General features: G+C 48.3%; 13 protein-coding genes. 11 read left to right on the top strand and 2 right to left on the bottom strand.

Annotated features, from left to right (window positions below):
* Nucleotides 1–20: 20 nt before the first annotated feature.
* From B0D95_RS08685 to B0D95_RS08650, 8 genes are all read left to right on the top strand, one after another.
* Nucleotides 21–1,733: a fused response regulator/phosphatase gene (locus B0D95_RS08685; protein ID WP_078043535.1), complete on the top strand. Its 1,713-nt coding sequence runs from the start codon at nucleotides 21–23 to the stop codon at nucleotides 1,731–1,733.
* A gap of 24 nt (nucleotides 1,734–1,757) precedes the next feature.
* The gene (locus tag B0D95_RS08680; protein ID WP_078043534.1) at nucleotides 1,758–2,123 is read left to right on the top strand and encodes a response regulator; all 366 of its coding nucleotides are present in this window, start codon (nucleotides 1,758–1,760) and stop codon (nucleotides 2,121–2,123) included.
* Nucleotides 2,124–2,187: 64 nt separating this feature from the next.
* Nucleotides 2,188–4,191 carry a chemotaxis protein CheA gene (locus B0D95_RS08675; RefSeq protein WP_078043533.1) on the top strand — a complete coding sequence of 668 codons (2,004 nt, stop codon included), beginning with the start codon at nucleotides 2,188–2,190 and terminating at the stop codon, nucleotides 4,189–4,191.
* A 34-nt stretch (nucleotides 4,192–4,225) separates the two neighbouring features.
* Nucleotides 4,226–4,726: a chemotaxis protein CheW gene (locus tag B0D95_RS08670; RefSeq protein ID WP_078043532.1), complete on the top strand. Its 501-nt coding sequence runs from the start codon at nucleotides 4,226–4,228 to the stop codon at nucleotides 4,724–4,726.
* Nucleotides 4,727–4,738: 12 nt separating this feature from the next.
* Nucleotides 4,739–6,709, top strand: coding sequence for a methyl-accepting chemotaxis protein (locus tag B0D95_RS08665; protein ID WP_078043531.1), 1,971 nt, complete (start codon nucleotides 4,739–4,741; stop codon nucleotides 6,707–6,709).
* A 113-nt stretch (nucleotides 6,710–6,822) separates the two neighbouring features.
* Nucleotides 6,823–7,689 (top strand): CheR family methyltransferase, encoded by an 867-nt coding sequence (locus tag B0D95_RS08660; RefSeq protein WP_078043530.1) that lies wholly within the window; start codon nucleotides 6,823–6,825, stop codon nucleotides 7,687–7,689.
* On the top strand, nucleotides 7,679–8,296 hold the full coding sequence (gene cheD, locus B0D95_RS08655) for a chemoreceptor glutamine deamidase CheD (RefSeq protein ID WP_094983921.1): 618 nt from the start codon (nucleotides 7,679–7,681) through the stop codon (nucleotides 8,294–8,296). The genes B0D95_RS08660 and cheD overlap by 11 nt, the downstream gene beginning before the upstream one ends.
* Nucleotides 8,297–8,298: 2 nt before the next feature.
* The gene (locus B0D95_RS08650; RefSeq protein WP_078043528.1) at nucleotides 8,299–9,366 is read left to right on the top strand and encodes a chemotaxis response regulator protein-glutamate methylesterase; all 1,068 of its coding nucleotides are present in this window, start codon (nucleotides 8,299–8,301) and stop codon (nucleotides 9,364–9,366) included.
* A gap of 34 nt (nucleotides 9,367–9,400) precedes the next feature.
* Here B0D95_RS08650 and B0D95_RS08645 read toward each other — a convergent pair whose 3' ends face one another.
* Together B0D95_RS08645 and can are read right to left on the bottom strand one after the other, a co-directional pair.
* Nucleotides 9,401–11,701, bottom strand: coding sequence for a PAS domain S-box protein (locus B0D95_RS08645; RefSeq protein ID WP_078043527.1), 2,301 nt, complete (start codon nucleotides 11,699–11,701; stop codon nucleotides 9,401–9,403).
* 194 nt (nucleotides 11,702–11,895) lie between these two features.
* Nucleotides 11,896–12,525 (bottom strand): carbonate dehydratase, encoded by a 630-nt coding sequence (gene can / locus B0D95_RS08640; protein WP_078043526.1) that lies wholly within the window; start codon nucleotides 12,523–12,525, stop codon nucleotides 11,896–11,898.
* A gap of 150 nt (nucleotides 12,526–12,675) precedes the next feature.
* Here can and sbcB point away from each other — a divergent pair, with 150 nt between their 5' ends.
* The 3 genes from sbcB to B0D95_RS08625 all read left to right on the top strand — a co-directional run bounded on the left by sbcB (nucleotide 12,676) and on the right by B0D95_RS08625 (nucleotide 17,689).
* Nucleotides 12,676–14,139: an exodeoxyribonuclease I gene (sbcB, locus tag B0D95_RS08635; protein ID WP_078043525.1), complete on the top strand. Its 1,464-nt coding sequence runs from the start codon at nucleotides 12,676–12,678 to the stop codon at nucleotides 14,137–14,139.
* 169 nt (nucleotides 14,140–14,308) lie between these two features.
* On the top strand, nucleotides 14,309–16,204 hold the full coding sequence (locus B0D95_RS08630) for a methyl-accepting chemotaxis protein (RefSeq protein WP_078043524.1): 1,896 nt from the start codon (nucleotides 14,309–14,311) through the stop codon (nucleotides 16,202–16,204).
* 267 nt (nucleotides 16,205–16,471) lie between these two features.
* Nucleotides 16,472–17,689, top strand: a complete 1,218-nt coding sequence (locus B0D95_RS08625; protein ID WP_078043523.1) for an argininosuccinate synthase — start codon at nucleotides 16,472–16,474, stop codon at nucleotides 17,687–17,689.
* Nucleotides 17,690–17,870 lie beyond the last annotated feature (181 nt).

Raw genomic sequence — 17,870 nt, 5'->3', positions numbered from 1 at the left:
TAGGCGCCAATGGAATTGTTATGACAGATATTGTGTTGGACCAACCGCTGTGCATTCTGGTCGTTGATGATGATCAATTACTCAATGAGCTTCTCTGTGAATTTTTACGCAGCAAAGATTTGCAAGCGCGTTCTGCATATAGCTTGGTTGAAGCGACACAGGCCTTGAGTAGCGCCAGTCACAATGTCGATCTGGTGTTGCTGGATTATGAGTTGGGCGATGGCACGGGTCTGGATTTGCTACGCAGTTTGTCCGCGCGCGATGCCCATGCCATACCGCCGGTAATTATGATCAGTGTGAATGAAGATCCGGATTTTTTGCAAAGCTGCTTTTCCTGTGGCGTGGCGGATTACGTTATCAAGCCAATAAATTTATCGCTGTTAGCCTTAAAGGTAAAAGCACTCATTAACTCTGTATCCATGCAGCAGTTAATTTCATTGCAAAATGCCGAGCTGGCACGTTTCAAACAAGAGGCCGAGCGAGAAGAAGCCATTGCAAAGTTTATTTACGAATATTTGCTGGGGCAAAACAGTCAATCAGTTGAAGGAGTCAATACCTGGTTACAATCTTCATCGTCATTCAGTGGCGATATTGCTATGGCTCGCACATCACCCAGTGGTGATTTGTATTTCATGCTGGCAGATGCCACCGGGCATGGGCTATCGGCGGCGATAACGATCATGCCAGCGGTATCAATTTTTAACAGTATGGTGGCCAAGGGCTTTCACATTCAGCCCATAGTGACGGAGCTGAATAAAAAACTGAGCCGCGATACTCCGGCAGACCGGTTTGTGGCTGCCATTATTGTACAGGTGCAAAAAGACCGAAGTGAATTGCACCTGTGGAATGGCGGTATGCCAACCGCCTATTGGATAAATGGTGGAAAAATACAGCAAGAGTTCCGCTCGCGTCATATGGCGTTGGGAATTCTGGATGATGATCAATTTGATGCAAATGTCGATACCTATCATTTTCCCAAGAGCGGTTTTTTATTTGCGTGCACCGATGGTTTGCTGGAGGAGCGCAATCCGGCGGGTGAGTGTTTTTCCATGCAGCGAGTGGTCGATATTATTCAGTCCAATCCAGCGGATTTACACCGGCAATTAATTACTGCCTTGCATGCGCATACCGGGCGAGAGACCTATAGTGATGATGTTTCCATGTGCACACTAACACCCGCAGATATGTTGCTTGGCAGTTCGCGTTTGCTGGCAAATGGTATGTTACAAGGGCGTTTTGAACAGGGGATTGGTCATTTTTCCTGGGGGGTTGAACTCTCTGGTCGCAAAATTGCGGAATGTGAAATGCCGCCACTCGCGAATAAATTTCTCCAGTATTTGGGTATTGATCAAAACATTTGCCAGATCGTCTTTTTAATTGTGAGTGAAATGGTTAGCAACGCAATTGATCATGGCATTTTGCGCCTTGATTCCGCCGTAAAAGAACAGGCGGATGGCTTTGAGTTTTATTTTCAAGAGCGTGAGCGTCGACTAAAGTTATTAACAGAACAGGATGTTATATCGCTCTCATTGGAATGGTTACCGCAACCCGGCAATCCGGCGCTGGCAATAACTGTGCGCGATTCCGGTGTCGGTTACGATCCATCCGTTCTGCGTGCGCACAACGATGATCAATTATCGGGAAGAGGTTTGCATTTAATTCGCAGCTTGGCCCGATCAGTTGATATTGCACCGCCCGGCAATCTTATTCGGGCAGTAATCAGTTCTTTTTGATAAAGGCGTATTAGGGATCTATCTATGAGTAAGCATGTATTAATCGTTGATGACTCTGTATCGGTACGACAAATGGTTGAGGCAACACTCAAGTCTGCCGGCTACACAGTCACCGCTGCGAAAGACGGGTTGGAAGCATTAAACCTGTGCAAAACAAAAACCTACGATTTTGTATTAACAGATCAGAACATGCCCAATATGGATGGGTTAACGCTGATCAAATCCCTGCGCGCCTTACCTGCCCATATCCGCACGCCCATTATTGTGCTAACAACAGAGGCCAGTGACGCCATGAAGGCCCAAGGGCGTGCAGCGGGAGCAACCGGGTGGATGGTTAAACCCTTTGACCCCAATAAATTATTGGAAATTGCGAAAAAAGTGATGGGGTAATAACGCTTGTAACCTTGTCATCGAGTGAGTTTGCGTGAAGGATTTTTACTGATAGGAATAGTGTATGTCGATCGACATGAAACAATTTCATACCGTCTTCTTTGAAGAGAGCCAAGAGCATCTCGATGAGATGGAGCAATTGTTATTAGACCTTGACCTTAGCGCGCCGGATGCAGAAATGCTGAACAGTATTTTTCGTGCAGCACACTCCATTAAAGGCGGCAGTGGCATTTTTGGTTTTGATGCCCTCACCAGCGCGACCCATATAATGGAAGGACTGTTGGATAAAATCCGCAAAGGAAACCTGGCCATTACTGCTGAGATGATCGATTTGTTTTTAGCGGCCGTCGATCAATTGAAAGAAATTTTGCGTGCTTATCGTCACGGTGAAGCAATTGATTGGGCTGGTGTACATCAGCTGACTGAAAAACTGGAAATTATTACTGCGGGCGTAACGACGGATAGCCCCAAGGCGGCCGCATCTGATCACAATACCTACGGCTTTTTTAGCGATCCTCCCGTTGCCCCTGAGCCAGAAGCCTATGGCTTTTTTGATGATCCCGCCCCAGCAACAGACGATGGGTATGGTTTTTTTGATGAGCTAGTAGGCAGCGAAGCGGTTGTCAATACGAATAAAGACGATGTGTATGGCTTTGTTGACAGTTTGTTGAGCCCCGCCGTAGATGACAGTTTTGGTTTTTTTGAGCCACTTTCCCCGGTTTTATCCGACTCTGAGAATGGCGCGAGCGTTTCCCCGATTCCGGTGTCTGCTCCGCCTTCGATTTCAACGCCAAATACTGTTTCTGTATCAAATACAGCTGCTCCCGTTGTTGAGCTGCACAGCGCGACTAAACAAAAAACGCCTGACACCAGTGTGGTGGAAAGCTCCTCGATTCGTGTTGATGTCGCCAAGGTCGATCAATTGATTAACCTGGTGGGCGAAATTGTGATTACCCAGTCAATGATGAATTTATTAGGGCAAGGGCTTGAAGGTGCAATCGCCGAAAAATTCCAGGCAGTGGCCAGCGAATTGGAACGCAATACGCGTGAAATTCAGGAGGCCGTTATGTCCATTCGCATGTTGCCGGTCTCATTTGTATTCAACCGTTTTCCTCGTGTGGTGCGCGACTTGTCGGGAAAGCTGGGAAAAAATATTGAGTTAATTATAGAGGGCGGTGATACCGAATTGGACAAAGGCTTGACCGAAAAATTGGTAGACCCTTTAACCCACTTGGTACGCAACAGTATTGATCACGGCATTGAATCAGCAGAGGTGCGGCGCGAGCGCGGTAAAGACCCTGTGGGTAAAGTGACACTGCGTGCCGCCCAGCAAGGTGGAAATATTGTTATTAGTATTAGTGATGATGGTGGTGGTTTAAATCGCGAGCGAATTTTAGCAAAAGCCCTTGAAAATAATATTGCCATTAGTGAAAACCCAAAAGATGAGGAAGTATGGCAATTAATTTTTGCACCGGGTTTTTCCACTGCTGCAGCGGTTACCGATATTTCCGGGCGTGGTGTCGGAATGGATGTTGTAAAGCGCAATGTGCAAAGTTTGGGAGGGCGAATTCATATTGAGTCTCACGCGGGGCAGGGCTCTACTTTCACTATTCATTTGCCCCTGACGCTGGCCATAGTGGATGGAATGTGTGTGTCGGTCGGCGATCAGACATTCATCATTCCACTGGTTCACATTGTGGAATCCATGCAGCCTGCTCAACAGGATATTAAAACCCTTGCCGGTGATGATGAATTATTACACGTCCGCAACGAATACTGGCCAATCTTGCACCTCTACAAAATCATGCAATTGGAACCTGTGTACAGGGAAGTGCCGCGCGGCATAGTGGTGCTGGTGGAAACGGCCAAACACCGGTTTGCATTATTTGTTGATGCACTGGTTGGTCAACAACAGGTAGTGATCAAAAGCCTGGAGCAACATTACAAGCGAGTCGATGGTGTTGCTGGTGCAACTATTTTAGGTGATGGCAGCGTAGCGTTAATTCTTGATGTTGAATCACTGGCGCTATCTGTCCATCAGTCAGCCACCTTGGCGGCCGCCATTTAACCCGACGTTATTCCTTTCTCTGGAGAATGTGTAAATGGATCAGTTTTCCGAATCAGTTACCGCCTCTGCTGTACAGGAGTTCCTGACATTTAGTCTGGGCGATGAAAACTATGCAATTGATATTCTAACGGTAAAAGAAATTCGCGGTTATGAGTCAGTAACAAAAATTGCCAATGCGCCTACTTTTATTAAAGGCGTCATCAACCTGCGGGGCGATATAGTGCCTATTGTTGATTTGCGCATTAAATTCAATGTGGGGAAAGTGACCTACGATGAATTCACTATTGTCATTGTGCTTCATATTCGCAATCGCATAGTAGGTATTGTCGTTGATGGTGTTTCCGACGTAGTCAGCTTGAGTAAAGAACAGCTGCGACCGCCACCTGATTTTGGTGTGGCATTTAATAGCCGTTATTTGTTAGGGCTAGCCACAGTGAACGAACAAATGATTATTTTGGTTGATATTAATGAACTGATCTCCAGCGAAGAGTTGGGATTATTTGATACTGCTGAATCCATGGCAGCGAGAACATAAGGAGACTTACACATGAACTTTCTTGAAATGTTTGCCGGCGATAAAAATCTCGTTAAAGTGGATTCACACGAGCTGGAAAACGTGCGCGGACAATTAACGGCAATTAATCGCGTGCAAGCCGTTATTGAGTTTTCCCTTGACGGCACTGTGTTGAATGCCAATGACAACTTCCTGCGGCTTACCGGTTATAACCTGGATGAAGTGAAAGGGCGGCACCACAGTATGTTTGTTGAGCCTGATTACCGCACCAGTGATGCCTACCGTAAGTTTTGGGAGGCGCTGGCTCGCGGTGATTTTGAAGCGGGCCAATACAAGCGCATTGGCAAAGGTGGAAAAGAAGTGTGGATACAAGCGAGCTATAACCCTATTCTCGGGAAGGATGGGCGCCCGCTAAAAGTGGTGAAATATGCTACAGATGTGACGGCGGACATGGCCGTCAAGTTAAAAGCTGATCATGAATTGACGCGCATTTTGGGCGCACTGGAAACCACCACTACTAATGTCATGATTGCTGATACAGACCGTAAAATTATCTACATGAATAAATCGGTAGAGAGAATGTTGCGGATTGCTGAGGCTGATATAAAACTGGTATTGCCACATTTTGCCGTTGATAAAATTGTGGGCAGCACTATGGACATATTCCATAAAAATCCCATGCACCAAATGAAATTGCTGGAGAACCTGACCACTACCTATACCAGTAATATTGTGGTGGGCAAACGTTCTTTCCGTTTGGTAGCCAATCCTATTTTTGCCAAAGATGGTTCACGTTTGGGCTCAGTGGTCGAATGGCTGGACCGCACAGAGGAAGTGGGTGTAGAGAGTGAGGTGAACCAACTGGTAGAAGCGGCAGCCGAGGGGAACTTCAGTGAACGCATAAAAATTGATGGGAAAAGTGGTTTCTTCCTGAAGTTGGCTGAAGGGTTAAATAGCCTGGTAACAACAGCCGATAAAGGATTGAAAGATGTGGCGCGGGTATTGGGTGCTATTGCCAAAGGGGATTTAACCGAAACGATTGATGCAGATTATGCAGGTACATTTGGCGACTTAAAAAATTATTGTAATGAAACCACATCAAGCCTCACCAGTATGTTGGGTGAAATTCGTATGGCGGCTGATACCATTTTTACGGCGTCCAGTGAAATTGCCCAAGGTAATGCGGATCTCTCCAGTCGCACAGAGCAGCAAGCCGCAAACCTGGAAGAGACAGCTTCTTCTATGGAGGAGCTGACTTCAACGGTGAAATTAAATGCAGACAACGCCAAACAAGCGAATGTGTTGGCTGAGCAGGCCTCTGCTGTTGCGACTGATGGTGGTGCACTGATCCAGCAAGTGGTTACTACCATGAATGCGATTAATGAATCCGCACGAAAAATTTCCGACATCATTGGTGTGATAGATGGCATCGCCTTCCAAACTAATATCCTTGCACTGAATGCGGCGGTAGAGGCAGCGCGGGCCGGTGATCAAGGTCGTGGTTTTGCGGTGGTTGCCTCCGAGGTGCGTACACTGGCGCAGCGCTCTGCCAATGCCGCAAAAGATATCAAAGCCCTGATATCCGATTCAGTACAAAAAATTGATAGTGGTAATCAACTGGTTGGAAAATCGGGCGATACCATGAAAGAAATCGTCAATGCTATTAAGCGTGTGAATGACATTATGGCGGAAATTGCAGCGGCATCCGCCGAGCAGTCTACCGGTATAGAAGAGGTATCCACCGCCGTATCGCAAATGGATGAAATGACACAGCAAAATGCGGCGCTAGTGGAAGAGGCAGCTGCAGCGGCGGAAAGTTTGCAATCGCAAGCTGATCAACTTAGTCAAAGCGTTGCACAATTTCATTTGGCAACCGATGCCTTTGCCCAGCCTGTAGCGGCGAAGCGTTTGGCAAATCCGCGCGCTAAGACAAGCAAACCTGCTACGGCTAAAAAATTAACACCGCCCAAAGCTTCCCAGGATGATGAGTGGGAGGAATTTTAATTGCAGCGAATTCAGGGAATTCATACCGCCACGTGCATCTTTTATTTGTGGCGGTGATTATTGGCTGTGCTCTGCAAGTAGGAGCCAATCGCATGTGTGCGTAGAGCAAAAAAATGGTCAGATCTCGGGTTGAATCCACTCGTGAGTTTAATTATCGCGATGTGGACTTTGAACGAATAAAGGTAATTATCTATCGCAAAGCTGGAATTCACTTGGGCGATAGCAAAAAACAGTTGGTATATAGCCGTTTAGCGCGCCGCTTGCGGGCGTTGCACCTGCAGGATTTTGCTACCTATTTAACCTACCTCGAGCAGGAGCCCGCAGAACAGGAAGAGTTCGTTAATGCACTGACGACTAATCTCACGGCATTTTTTCGGGAGTCTCACCATTTTACTATTCTGGCGGATTATGCCAAACAGCATCAATCGCGTGCGCACCGGTTACGCGTGTGGTGTGCAGCATCCAGCACCGGTGAAGAGCCCTATTCAATTGCGATTACACTGGCAGAAGCCTTTGGGCGCTATGATCCTCCAGTGGATATTATTGCCTCTGATATTGATAGCAATGTACTGGCGGAGGCTAGCCGTGGAGTTTACAGCCTGGATCGCATTGAAGCCTTGCCGCTGGAACAGAAAAAACAGTTTTTCCTGCGCGGCAAAGGCAGTAATGCCGGTAAGGCTAAAGTGATAGATCAGCTGCGACGCTTGGTGGAGTTTAAAAAAATAAACCTGCTCGACAAACATTGGCCATTACAAGGTCCATTCGATGTTATTTTTTGTCGCAATGTCATGATTTATTTTGATAAGCCAACACAAATGGCATTGCTGGAACGCATGACGCGGTTACTCAGACCCGATGGACTTTATATTGCAGGGCACTCGGAAAGTTTTACCCAAGCTACACATTTAGTCAGGCTGGTGGGCAAAACAACTTATCATTTGGCAAGTACTGCGGATGAAGGTGCCGGGCATGAAATATGAACAGGATGTACATTTTTCTCCCAACAGTTATTACGACCGTCATTTTGATTGTGAGGCAGTAAAAATTTTACCGGGAGAATATTATGTGACCGCCAGTAACAAATTAATTGTGACTGTGCTGGGTTCTTGTGTGGCGGTGTGTTTGCGCGATAGGTACAGCGGCGCAGGTGGCATGAACCATTTTTTGTTGCCCAATGATGAGAGTAATCAGACCGGCTTATTAACGGAATCGGCACGCTATGGTAGTTACGCCATGGAATTATTAATTAACCATTTGCTCAAAATTGGTGCCAACCGCAATCGTCTTGAGGCCAAAATATTTGGTGGTGGTAATGTGCTGCGTGGGTTGACAGTCAATAATGTTGGTGAACGTAACGCCGAATTTGTATTGGATTATTTGCACAATGAGGGAATCCCTATTATTGCCCAGGACTTGTTGGGCTCTTATCCGCGTAAGGTATATTTTTTTCCGAATAGCGGTAAGGTGATGATTAAAAAAATAAAATCCATTCACAATACCACCATTATGGATCGTGAAAGTGAATACCGTATGCGAGTGAAGTACACGCCTAAAAGTGGCGATGTTGAACTTTTTTCGGAGAATTAACTGTGGCAATCAAAGTGCTTGTGGTGGATGATTCTGCATTAGTGCGCAGTTTGTTGGCTGAGATTATTCGCGCTACACCGGGCCTTGAATTGGTTGGTTTGGCCCCGGATGCCTTTGTGGCGCGTGACATGGTAAAACAGTTTTCACCGGATGTTATTACCCTGGATATAGAAATGCCACGCATGGATGGGTTAAGTTTTTTAGAGAAATTAATGAATGCGCGCCCCACACCGGTGGTTATGATTTCCACCTTGACGGAAGAGGGGGCGGATGCAACTTTGCGCGCGCTGGAATTGGGCGCTGTTGATTTTATTCCAAAACCCAAATTAGGTATTGCCAGCGGTATCCGTGAGTACACGGACTTGATTGTGGAAAAGATTCAGGAAGCCGCTGTTGCAAAGGTTAAGGCTCCTGTTAAAAAAAATGTCACTGCCTTAAAAACAGAACAAAAAATTGCCACTGGTGGGCGTTTGCAAAGCACAGAAAAAATAATTGCCATAGGTGCCTCAACCGGAGGAACTGAAGCCATCAAAGAGTTGCTCATGCAATTACCTGCGGCGGTACCCGGTATAGTGATGACCCAACATATGCCGCCAGGGTTCACCCGCACCTTTGCCGAGCGGCTGGATAAGCTAACACGTCTTCATGTTGTGGAAGCCAAAGGCGGTGAACGGATTTTACCCGGCCATGCCTATTTGGCGCCTGGAGGGCATCATTTGATTGTCGTGCGTTCTGGTGCGGATTATGTGGTGAAATTATCCGATGCTGAACCAGTGCATCGTCATCGACCAGCGGTTGATGTAATGATGGAATCAGTCGCTTTGGCGGGAGGTAAAAATGTGTTGGGTGTACTCTTAACCGGCATGGGCAAGGATGGTGCCAAAGGCATGTTGAATATTCGCGAGCACGGTGGTTATACCCTGGCTCAGGACGAGGCGAGTTGTGTAGTTTACGGTATGCCCAAAGAGGCTGTATCTGTTGGTGGTGTGGATCAAACCGTTGAGCTAGGCACTATGGGGGCTGTACTGCTTGAGAAAATAAAAGCAATGGGCAGCGGTAATCGCCTTTAAATTTTTTCAGGCCTTTGTGCAATGTAAAATGTCGCTAGGAATTGTGAGGTGCCCGGGGAAATACCAGTACAATATTCAGTGAGTCTGCCGAATCAGCCAGTTCAATGCTCCCCAACATTTTTTCAATAATTTCTTTGGCAATCGCCAGACCTAATTCACTACCATCGTAATAATTTGTGCGCGTTATGGCAGTATTTTGGCTCAGTTGCTGGCGTAGACTGTGGCGAGCCTGTTCGCTCAGTTTATGGTTATTGCAGTGCATGCTCATTTTTACCTGTCCACGCTCCTCGTAGAGCTTCAGTTGTACAACTCCATTGCGCCCCGATGTTTTAAGCAGGTATTGAAGCAAATGTCCAAGCGCCTGTTTGAAGCGATGGGCGTCGATACAAATGGGAAAGTTGCCGGTATCTTCATTGATGAGAACGCTATTTTGGTAAATGGCGCAGAAGGTTTTCTGCTGCGCAACAGCGTCTTTTAACAAGGGGAGTGCGGCCTGATTGCGCAACTCAAAGGGGACATCCCCGCGCGATAGATTTTGTACTTCAATCAAATCGCTCATGAGCTTTTGCAACTGGTTGCTATTGGTTTGCGCTATTTCAGTAAGGTTCACCAAATGTTCCGGTAGCGTTTCTGTAGCGCGTTTGTGAAGCAGGCTGATGGCTTCGCTGATGAGGTTGAGTGGTCCGATAATTTCTTTTGTGGCTGCACTGATAAATTGTGTGCGCAAATCCTCTATGCGTTTTTTTTCGGTGATGTCACGGATGATGCCAATAAAAACCGGTTCTCCCCGTTGATATACCCGCGACACCATTAAATCCATGGGAAACTCATTGCCATTGCGCCGCAGTCCACGCACTTCGCGCCCGATCCCAATAATATTTTTTTTGCCGGTACGAAGGTGGGTTTTCAAGTAGCCATCATGCATCGCCTTGTAGGGTTCAGGCATTAATACATTGACATTTTTGCCAATAACCTGAGGGGCGCGATAACCAAAAATCGTTTCTGCTGCATGGTTGAAACTTTCAATAATGCCGTCTTTATTAATAATCACAATACCGTCGGCAATATCATTCAGTATTGTTTGATTTTGTTGGTTGCTGGCTTCCAGCGCCGCTTGGTCGTGCTCATGTTGGCGTTCATGATTAAGCGTTTGCACAAATTGGGCGATGCTCTTCAGAATGGGTTCCAGATAGGTAATAGTGTCGTTGCTATAGCCAGTTGGCGCGTTAGCCAGACCTAAAATGGCAACCTGTTCTTTACCATTAAAAATAGGAATACCGATAAAACTTTCTATTGCAGGATGCCCGAGGGGAAGGGTGGCGGCGCGTAAGTCGCGCCCCAAGTGGCTGGTAATCACAGGTTTACCCGAGAGCATGATGCTGCCAAAAATGGTGCTTAAATTGCGATACTCACCTTGTGGAGGTAAGTTTTTTTCGCGGAATAATGTCAGTTGTAAATCGTTTGGTTTGTTGCTGGCAAAGACCAGTGCCCGCATAAAAGGCTGGCCTTGTTCATCTTTGTCGGTTTGCCCTATAAACCCCAGTTTGCTGTCGCACAACGCCAGTGTGTCTCGCAGCAGATTGTCCAGTGCGGATTGAATATTATTTTCACTGATATAAATCGATTGTGCGTTATTGATAATGTGTTCCAATCGCTGCTTTTTATTCAGTGTTTCACTCAGGTGTAATAAATCAAATTGTTTGGTGAGTTGATCGACCATAGTGCTACGCGTACGTTTAGCGCTGGCCAATACAAAAAAAATAAAAATAAATGACATGCCTGACATGGCAATAGCTGTGGGGCCATCTTGTAATAGCATGACAATGCTGAGTGGGCTGACGGTGAAAATGACAAAACCAATGGATGAATATTTATCGACTGTCAGTGATGTAATTGAACCCGTTGCCACACCGGCGAGAGTGAAGGCTAGCAAGGCTTGGTAAATAGTTTCTTCGGCGGCGAATAGTAGAAGTGCGGCTGTGCCCCAGGCTATACCGGTTAACCATGCGCCAAGGCGAAAGCTGTTCAACCAAAAGCGGGCGGAGTAGAGCTGGTGCAAATTTTTCCAGCAGAGCCAGAGCACGATACGAAGCAAGAGTACGCTGCTGAGTAACAGGTTCCAGCGAATAATGTCGGCGTGGGCAATAACTTTCCATTGCGATGCACTGAGCATGGTTGCAATCACCAACGATGCCAACAGCGACAGGGGAAAGCCTTTGTAGAGTTGATGGACTTGCTCGGGTTCCAGGTGTTGCTGGCTAAACAACTGCATCGCCGACGAGGTAGCCGCATCTGGCGCTGCTGGGTGGTCGGGTGGCAGTGAATCTCCGTGCATTGGTTGTCTCGTCAGTGTAAAACCCAGGGATGCGGATCTGCTACCGAAGTATAGAACAGCATTGACTGCTTTCTAGCCCGGCCAAGGTATTGTTACAGACTGACTTGCAGGAAAATATTACGGAGGATTACCGCCAGCAGTACAGACCTTGTAGGTACTGCTGGCGGTGATATGGCATTCGAGTTTGTTGCTGATTAGTAGAGGCGGTATTGCTCGGGGATTTGCTCAACCGAATCGATAGGCGGCATCAGTTTGTGTAGGATGCCGTCGTGAATGTCGTAAATCCAACCGTGGATGGTAAGTTCCTGGCCGCGAGACCAGGCATTTTGCACAATATTGCTGCGCGCGATATTTTCAACCTGCTGCACAACATTCAGTTCACACAAGCGATTGATTCGCTCGTCGGGATCACTAATTTGATCCATGATGTCTTTGTTGTTGTAGTAGACATCGCGAATATTACGCAGCCAATAATCGATCAGCCCCAGCTTGCGATTTTCCAGCGCCGCTTTTACGCCACCGCAACCATAGTGGCCGGTAACCATGACGTGTTTTACTTTGAGAAATTCAACGGCGTAATTTAAAACGGTCATACAGTTGAGGTCGGTATGAATCACGACATTGGCAACATTGCGGTGCACAAATAATTCGCCGGGAGCCAAATCAACGATCTGGTTAGCGGGCACACGGCTGTCCGAACAGCCAATCCACAAATATTCTGGTGCTTGTTGTTTAGCCAGATTTGAAAAAAAGTCAGGCTCTTTGCGTTTGATGTCTTCGGCCCATTTTATATTGCTGGCAAACAGGCTCTCTAAATCACTCATAATGGCTCCAAGGCGGGACTTTAGGTTGAGAATATGTGTCACAAAAATCAGGCCGCAGTATAGGGGAAACTGATAGTGAGGTGTTAGATTGCCCGCTCTTGGTGCAGCAAAGCGGAGTGCACCCGAGGAAATACTTTTGGAATAAATTGTATGAAAAATGAAACCACGGCAAGCCTTTATTGGCACGATTACGAAACCTGGGGCGAGATCCCTGCCATTGATCGGCCTTCACAATTTGCCGGCGTGCGTACCGATGAAGCGCTCAATGTGATTGATGAGCCTTTGATGATTTATTGCCAGCCCGCCGCCGATGTATTACCCAAGCCGGAAGCCTGTTTAATTACCGGTCTATTGCCGCAGGTTGCGCAAGCCAAGGGCTTGCCCGAGTACGAATTTATTGCCGCGATTCACCGCGAACTAGCGCGCCCGGGAACCTGTGGTGTGGGCTATAACTCGATCCGCTTTGACGATGAAGTTACCCGTTATACCCTCTACCGTAATTTCTACGATCCTTACGAGCGCGAGTGGCGCAATGGCAACTCCCGCTGGGACATTATCGATATGGTGCGCATGACGCGCGCACTGCGTCCCGAGGGAATTGAATGGCCCAATTACGATGATGGTCGCCCCTGCTTCAAATTGGAGATGCTGAGCCAGGCCAATAACCTCAAACATGAAGCAGCCCATGATGCGCTGTCGGATGTCTACGCTACCATCGCCGTCGCCAAACTGATAAAAACCCGCCATCCCAAACTCTATGACTATGCCTATCGCCTGCGCGATAAGCGCTTTGCAGCGAGTATGATTGATATCGACGGTTGCAAGCCCTTGCTGCACATTTCGTCGCGCTTTGCCGGTGAGAATGGTAATGCTGCCCTGGTTGTTCCTCTGGCGATGCACCCGACCAACAAAAACTCGGTGATTGCTTACAACCTGAATGCTGATCCACAGGCACTCTTGACCTTGCCGGTAGAAGAATTGCAGCAGCGTTTGTTTACTCGCACAGAAGACTTGCCAGAAGGTGTGGAGCGTCTGGCACTGAAAGAAGTGCACATGAATAAAACGCCTATGTTGTTGCCCGCTGCCATGTTGGATGATGCTACGGCCCAGCGCCTGCACATTGATAAGCAGCGCTGCGAAACCCATTGGCATACCCTGCGCAACCTGACGTTGAGTGAACGTGAATCCCTGCTACAGCGTTTGCACCAGTTGTATTCCACCCAATCTTTTGCGGAAAAAACTGACCCGGAGCAACAGCTCTACAGCGGTTTTTTTGATGAGCAAGACAAGCGCTTGATGACGCGCGTGCGCAGTGCAGACCCTGCCACTCTAGCCAGCGCGGATTTCCCATTTCGTGATCCTCGATTGCCGGAAATGCTATTCCGCTACCGCGCGCGCAACTTCCCCGCCAGCCTCACAGCGGCAGAGCAAGAGCGTTGGCGCGAGTTCTGCCGCTGGCGCTTGACCTCGCCGGAGGCGCAATCAAGTTTGACCCTTGGCGAATTTGATCAGAGGGTGGTGGCACTGATGCATGCGGAGGAAACCAGTGAACAGCAGAGAAGCCTTCTAAAGGAATTACTGCTTTATGCCGATAAGTTAAAAGCCAACTGCTAAGCTGATTACAGAAGGTCTTTGATAAAGGCGAAATATGGGAAAACCTGGTTAACGGAGGATGTTGGTTCGGGCGCGTCATGGTCACGGCGCGCGTATGTGTGAGAGATGTAAATACTAATAACTATATAAGCCCTACAACGACGGGGCTCTAGTACCCAGAGGTCATAACATGGCGGCAAATTGGTCACTACGCAAAAAAATCAGTGCGGCGGTAGCCGTATCTCTCTTATTGGTGGGGTGTGCGGTTTCCTACCTGTCTTATATGTCGGCCATCAAGGCGATGGAAGTGAATATTAATCGCCAGATTGCCGGTATTTCGGCGACGTTTAGCAAATATGTGAGCGACTGGTTCGCGTTGAAGGGTAAGGCGCTGGAGGCATTCCCCGCGACAGTCACCGAAGAAAACTACAATGCGCACTTGAATCAGGTAAAAGTATCGGCCGATGTGGATAACAGTTTTTTGGCATTCGCTGATGGTCAGCTATTTAACGCCAATAATCTGGTTATGGCCGCAGGTAACGACGACCCGCGAGTCTGGGGCTGGTATATCGCCGCGACGAAAAATCCTCGTGAAACTTATATCGCCGATCCATCGGTAGCATCGGCAACCGGTAAAAATGTGGTATCGCTCGGGCGGGCGGTGCTCAACAGTGATGGCAGTATCAAGGCTATTCTGGGTATAGATGTGGTGATTGACGCTATAGTCCAGCAACTGCGGGATATCGACCTGCCAGGCAATGGCTACATGTTTATTGTGCGCGGCGACAAGGTTTTCTCCCATGCAGACCAGAAGCTACTCAACAAGCCTTTACTGGGTATTTCCGCTGATTTGACGGCAAGCCGGCTACAGCAAATCCAGCGCGACAAACATGAGCTGCACCTGGTTGAACTGGACGGCAAAACCATGCAGATTTTTGCCGATGCCATCCCCGGCAGTGACTTGGTGTTGGTCATGTTGCTGGAGCGCGACTTGTTGGTTGGCCCGGTGCACTCGGCGCTGGTGGGGCAACTGGCAACTATCCTGGTGCTGCTGATTGTCGCCTTGATCGCCTTGAATTGGTTCAATGGCGTGTTATTACAGCCTTTGCACAATGTGTCCCAATCCCTGTCTGATATCGCATCAGGCGGTGGCGATTTGTCCCGGCGTTTGCCGGTGACCTCCAATGACGAGGTCGGCCAATTGGCGGCCAACTTCAATTCCTTTGTGGACCATATGAATGATCTGGTGCGCCATATCCGCACCCAGGCCAGCGAGTTGCAGGAAAATGCGCGCGCCATGGCTGATTCAGCGGTGACCTCTGTGCGTGAGCTGGGGGTTCAGCAGCAGCAAATCGGTATGGTCGCCCAAGCGATGAACGAGATGACCAATGCCACCCAGGAGATCGCACATCACGCCGAACACACCGCGGATTCAGTGCGGGAGTCAGTAGGCAGTGCCAGTGATGGCAAGCAGCAAGTGGATAAAACCCGCGATTCCATTGTGGTTCTGGCCAACAAGGTTGAGCAGGCGGGCAGTGTAATTTCTGCCCTGAACAGCAATGCGCAAAATATCAGCGGTATTCTGGCGACTATTAAGGGGATTGCCGAGCAAACCAATTTGCTTGCCCTCAATGCGGCGATTGAGGCTGCCCGTGCAGGTGAGCAGGGCAGGGGGTTTGCGGTAGTGGCGGATGAGGTGCGTGTCTTGTCCCAGCGAACCCATGCGAGCACAGAGGAAATCCAAACCATGATCGGCACCTTGCAAGCTACGGCGCAAAATGCGGTCGCGATTATGGATGACAGTCGCTGTCTGGCAACAGGTAGCGTGGATAATGCGGACAACGCCTCGCGCTCACTGGATAAAATCAACGAAGCCGTGGGCGCCATCAGTAGTATGGCCGGGCAAATTGCCACCGCAGCAGAAGAGCAAAGCCATGTGGTGAAAGAGGTATTGACCAATATCACTGCGATTAAAACTGTGGCCGACAATTCAGCGACAGAAGCAAATCAAGGTGAGCGTCGCGCCAAGGACTTGCAGGATCTGGCCAGTGGCCTGAATGACAAGGTGTCTACTTTCCGCTTGTAATCGTTGCGCAAAAAGCGTCCACAAAAGCGGCCAGGTAGCCGCTTTTGTTTTTGGCGACTGGCCATAATGAGCGAACCTGTTGGGTGATGACTGCCTATTTGCCGCCAGCGATTTAATTTGCTGTTTCTCCGTGGTTTTCGCCGCCGCAAGAGTGGGAATTTCATCTACTTGCGAGTACAATTCCGCGCCCAAGAAGGTACTGGTCTGCGGATTGTGGCTCGTGATCGTGCCCTGTGAATTGTCAACGAGTTTTAGCGGGAGCTCCCCATGTCATCTATCAAAAAAGTGGTGTTGGCCTATTCCGGCGGCCTGGACACCTCAGTAATCGTTAAGTGGTTACAAGAAAACTACAACTGTGAAGTTATTACCTTCACCGCCGACATTGGTCAGGGCGAAGAAGTTGAGCCAGCGCGTGCAAAAGCACAGGCGTTGGGTGTTAAGCAAATATATATCGATGACCTGCGTGAAGAGTTTGTCCGCGATTTCGTATTCCCCATGTTCCGCGCCAATACCATCTATGAAGGCGAGTACCTGCTGGGTACGTCTATCGCACGTCCGCTGATCGCCAAACGCCTGATTGAAATCGCCAATGAAGTCGGTGCAGATGCCATTTCTCACGGCGCCACCGGTAAGGGCAATGACCAGGTACGTTTTGAGTTGGGTGCTTATGCACTTAAACCGGGCATCAAAGTGATTGCGCCTTGGCGTGAGTGGGATCTGACCTCCCGTGAAACCCTGATGGCCTATTGCGAGCGCAACAATATCCCAGTCGATTTCAACAAAAAGAAAAAGTCGCCCTACTCAATGGATGCCAACCTGCTGCACATCTCCTATGAAGGCGGTGTGTTGGAGAATCCATGGACTGAAGCCGAAGATGATATGTGGCGCTGGAGCGTTTCACCGGAAGCTGCACCGGATAAAGCGACCTATTTGGATTTGACCTACGAAAAAGGCGATGTGGTTGCGATCAATGGCGAGCGCATGTCTCCTGCAACTGTACTAACCTATCTTAATAAGGTGGGCGGTGAGAATGGCGTGGGTCGTTTGGATATCGTTGAAAACCGCTATGTTGGCATGAAGTCACGCGGCTGTTATGAAACCCCCGGTGGCACCATTATGCTGCGTGCACACCGTGCAATTGAATCCATCACCCTCGATCGCGAAGTGGCTCACCTGAAAGACAGCTTGATGCCCAAGTACGCCGAAATGATCTACAACGGTTACTGGTGGAGCCCTGAGCGTAAGATGATGCAGGCAATGATTGATCAGTCACAAGAGTACGTTAACGGTGAAGTTCGCGTAAAACTCTACAAAGGTGCTGTTCATGTTGTTGGTCGTCGCTCAGCGGATAGCTTGTTTGATGAAAAAGTGGCTACATTTGAAGATGACGCAGGCGCATACAATCAGAAAGATGCGGAAGGTTTCATTAAACTGAATGCACTCCGTATGCGTATTGCTGCTAACAAAGGCCGTGTATTGAAGTAATTTTTCTGTATGCCTGCGCACCTGAATGTGTGCAGGCGCTTTATTCCCAAGCGTGAATAAAGCACTCAGGTTAAATCCGCATAAATAATTTGATAAATATCAATCCGATAGCTACTAGGGTGGGACAAACTGTCGCACATGAGGCAAAATGCCGCACCTTCAGTAGGGTTATAGGCTTGAT

The sequence above is a fragment of the Cellvibrio sp. PSBB023 genome, assembly GCF_002007605.1.
In the GTDB taxonomy this organism is placed as follows: domain Bacteria; phylum Pseudomonadota; class Gammaproteobacteria; order Pseudomonadales; family Cellvibrionaceae; genus Cellvibrio.
Note: the sequence above shows the minus strand (reverse complement) of the source record. Positions and strands in the feature narration are given on the sequence as shown.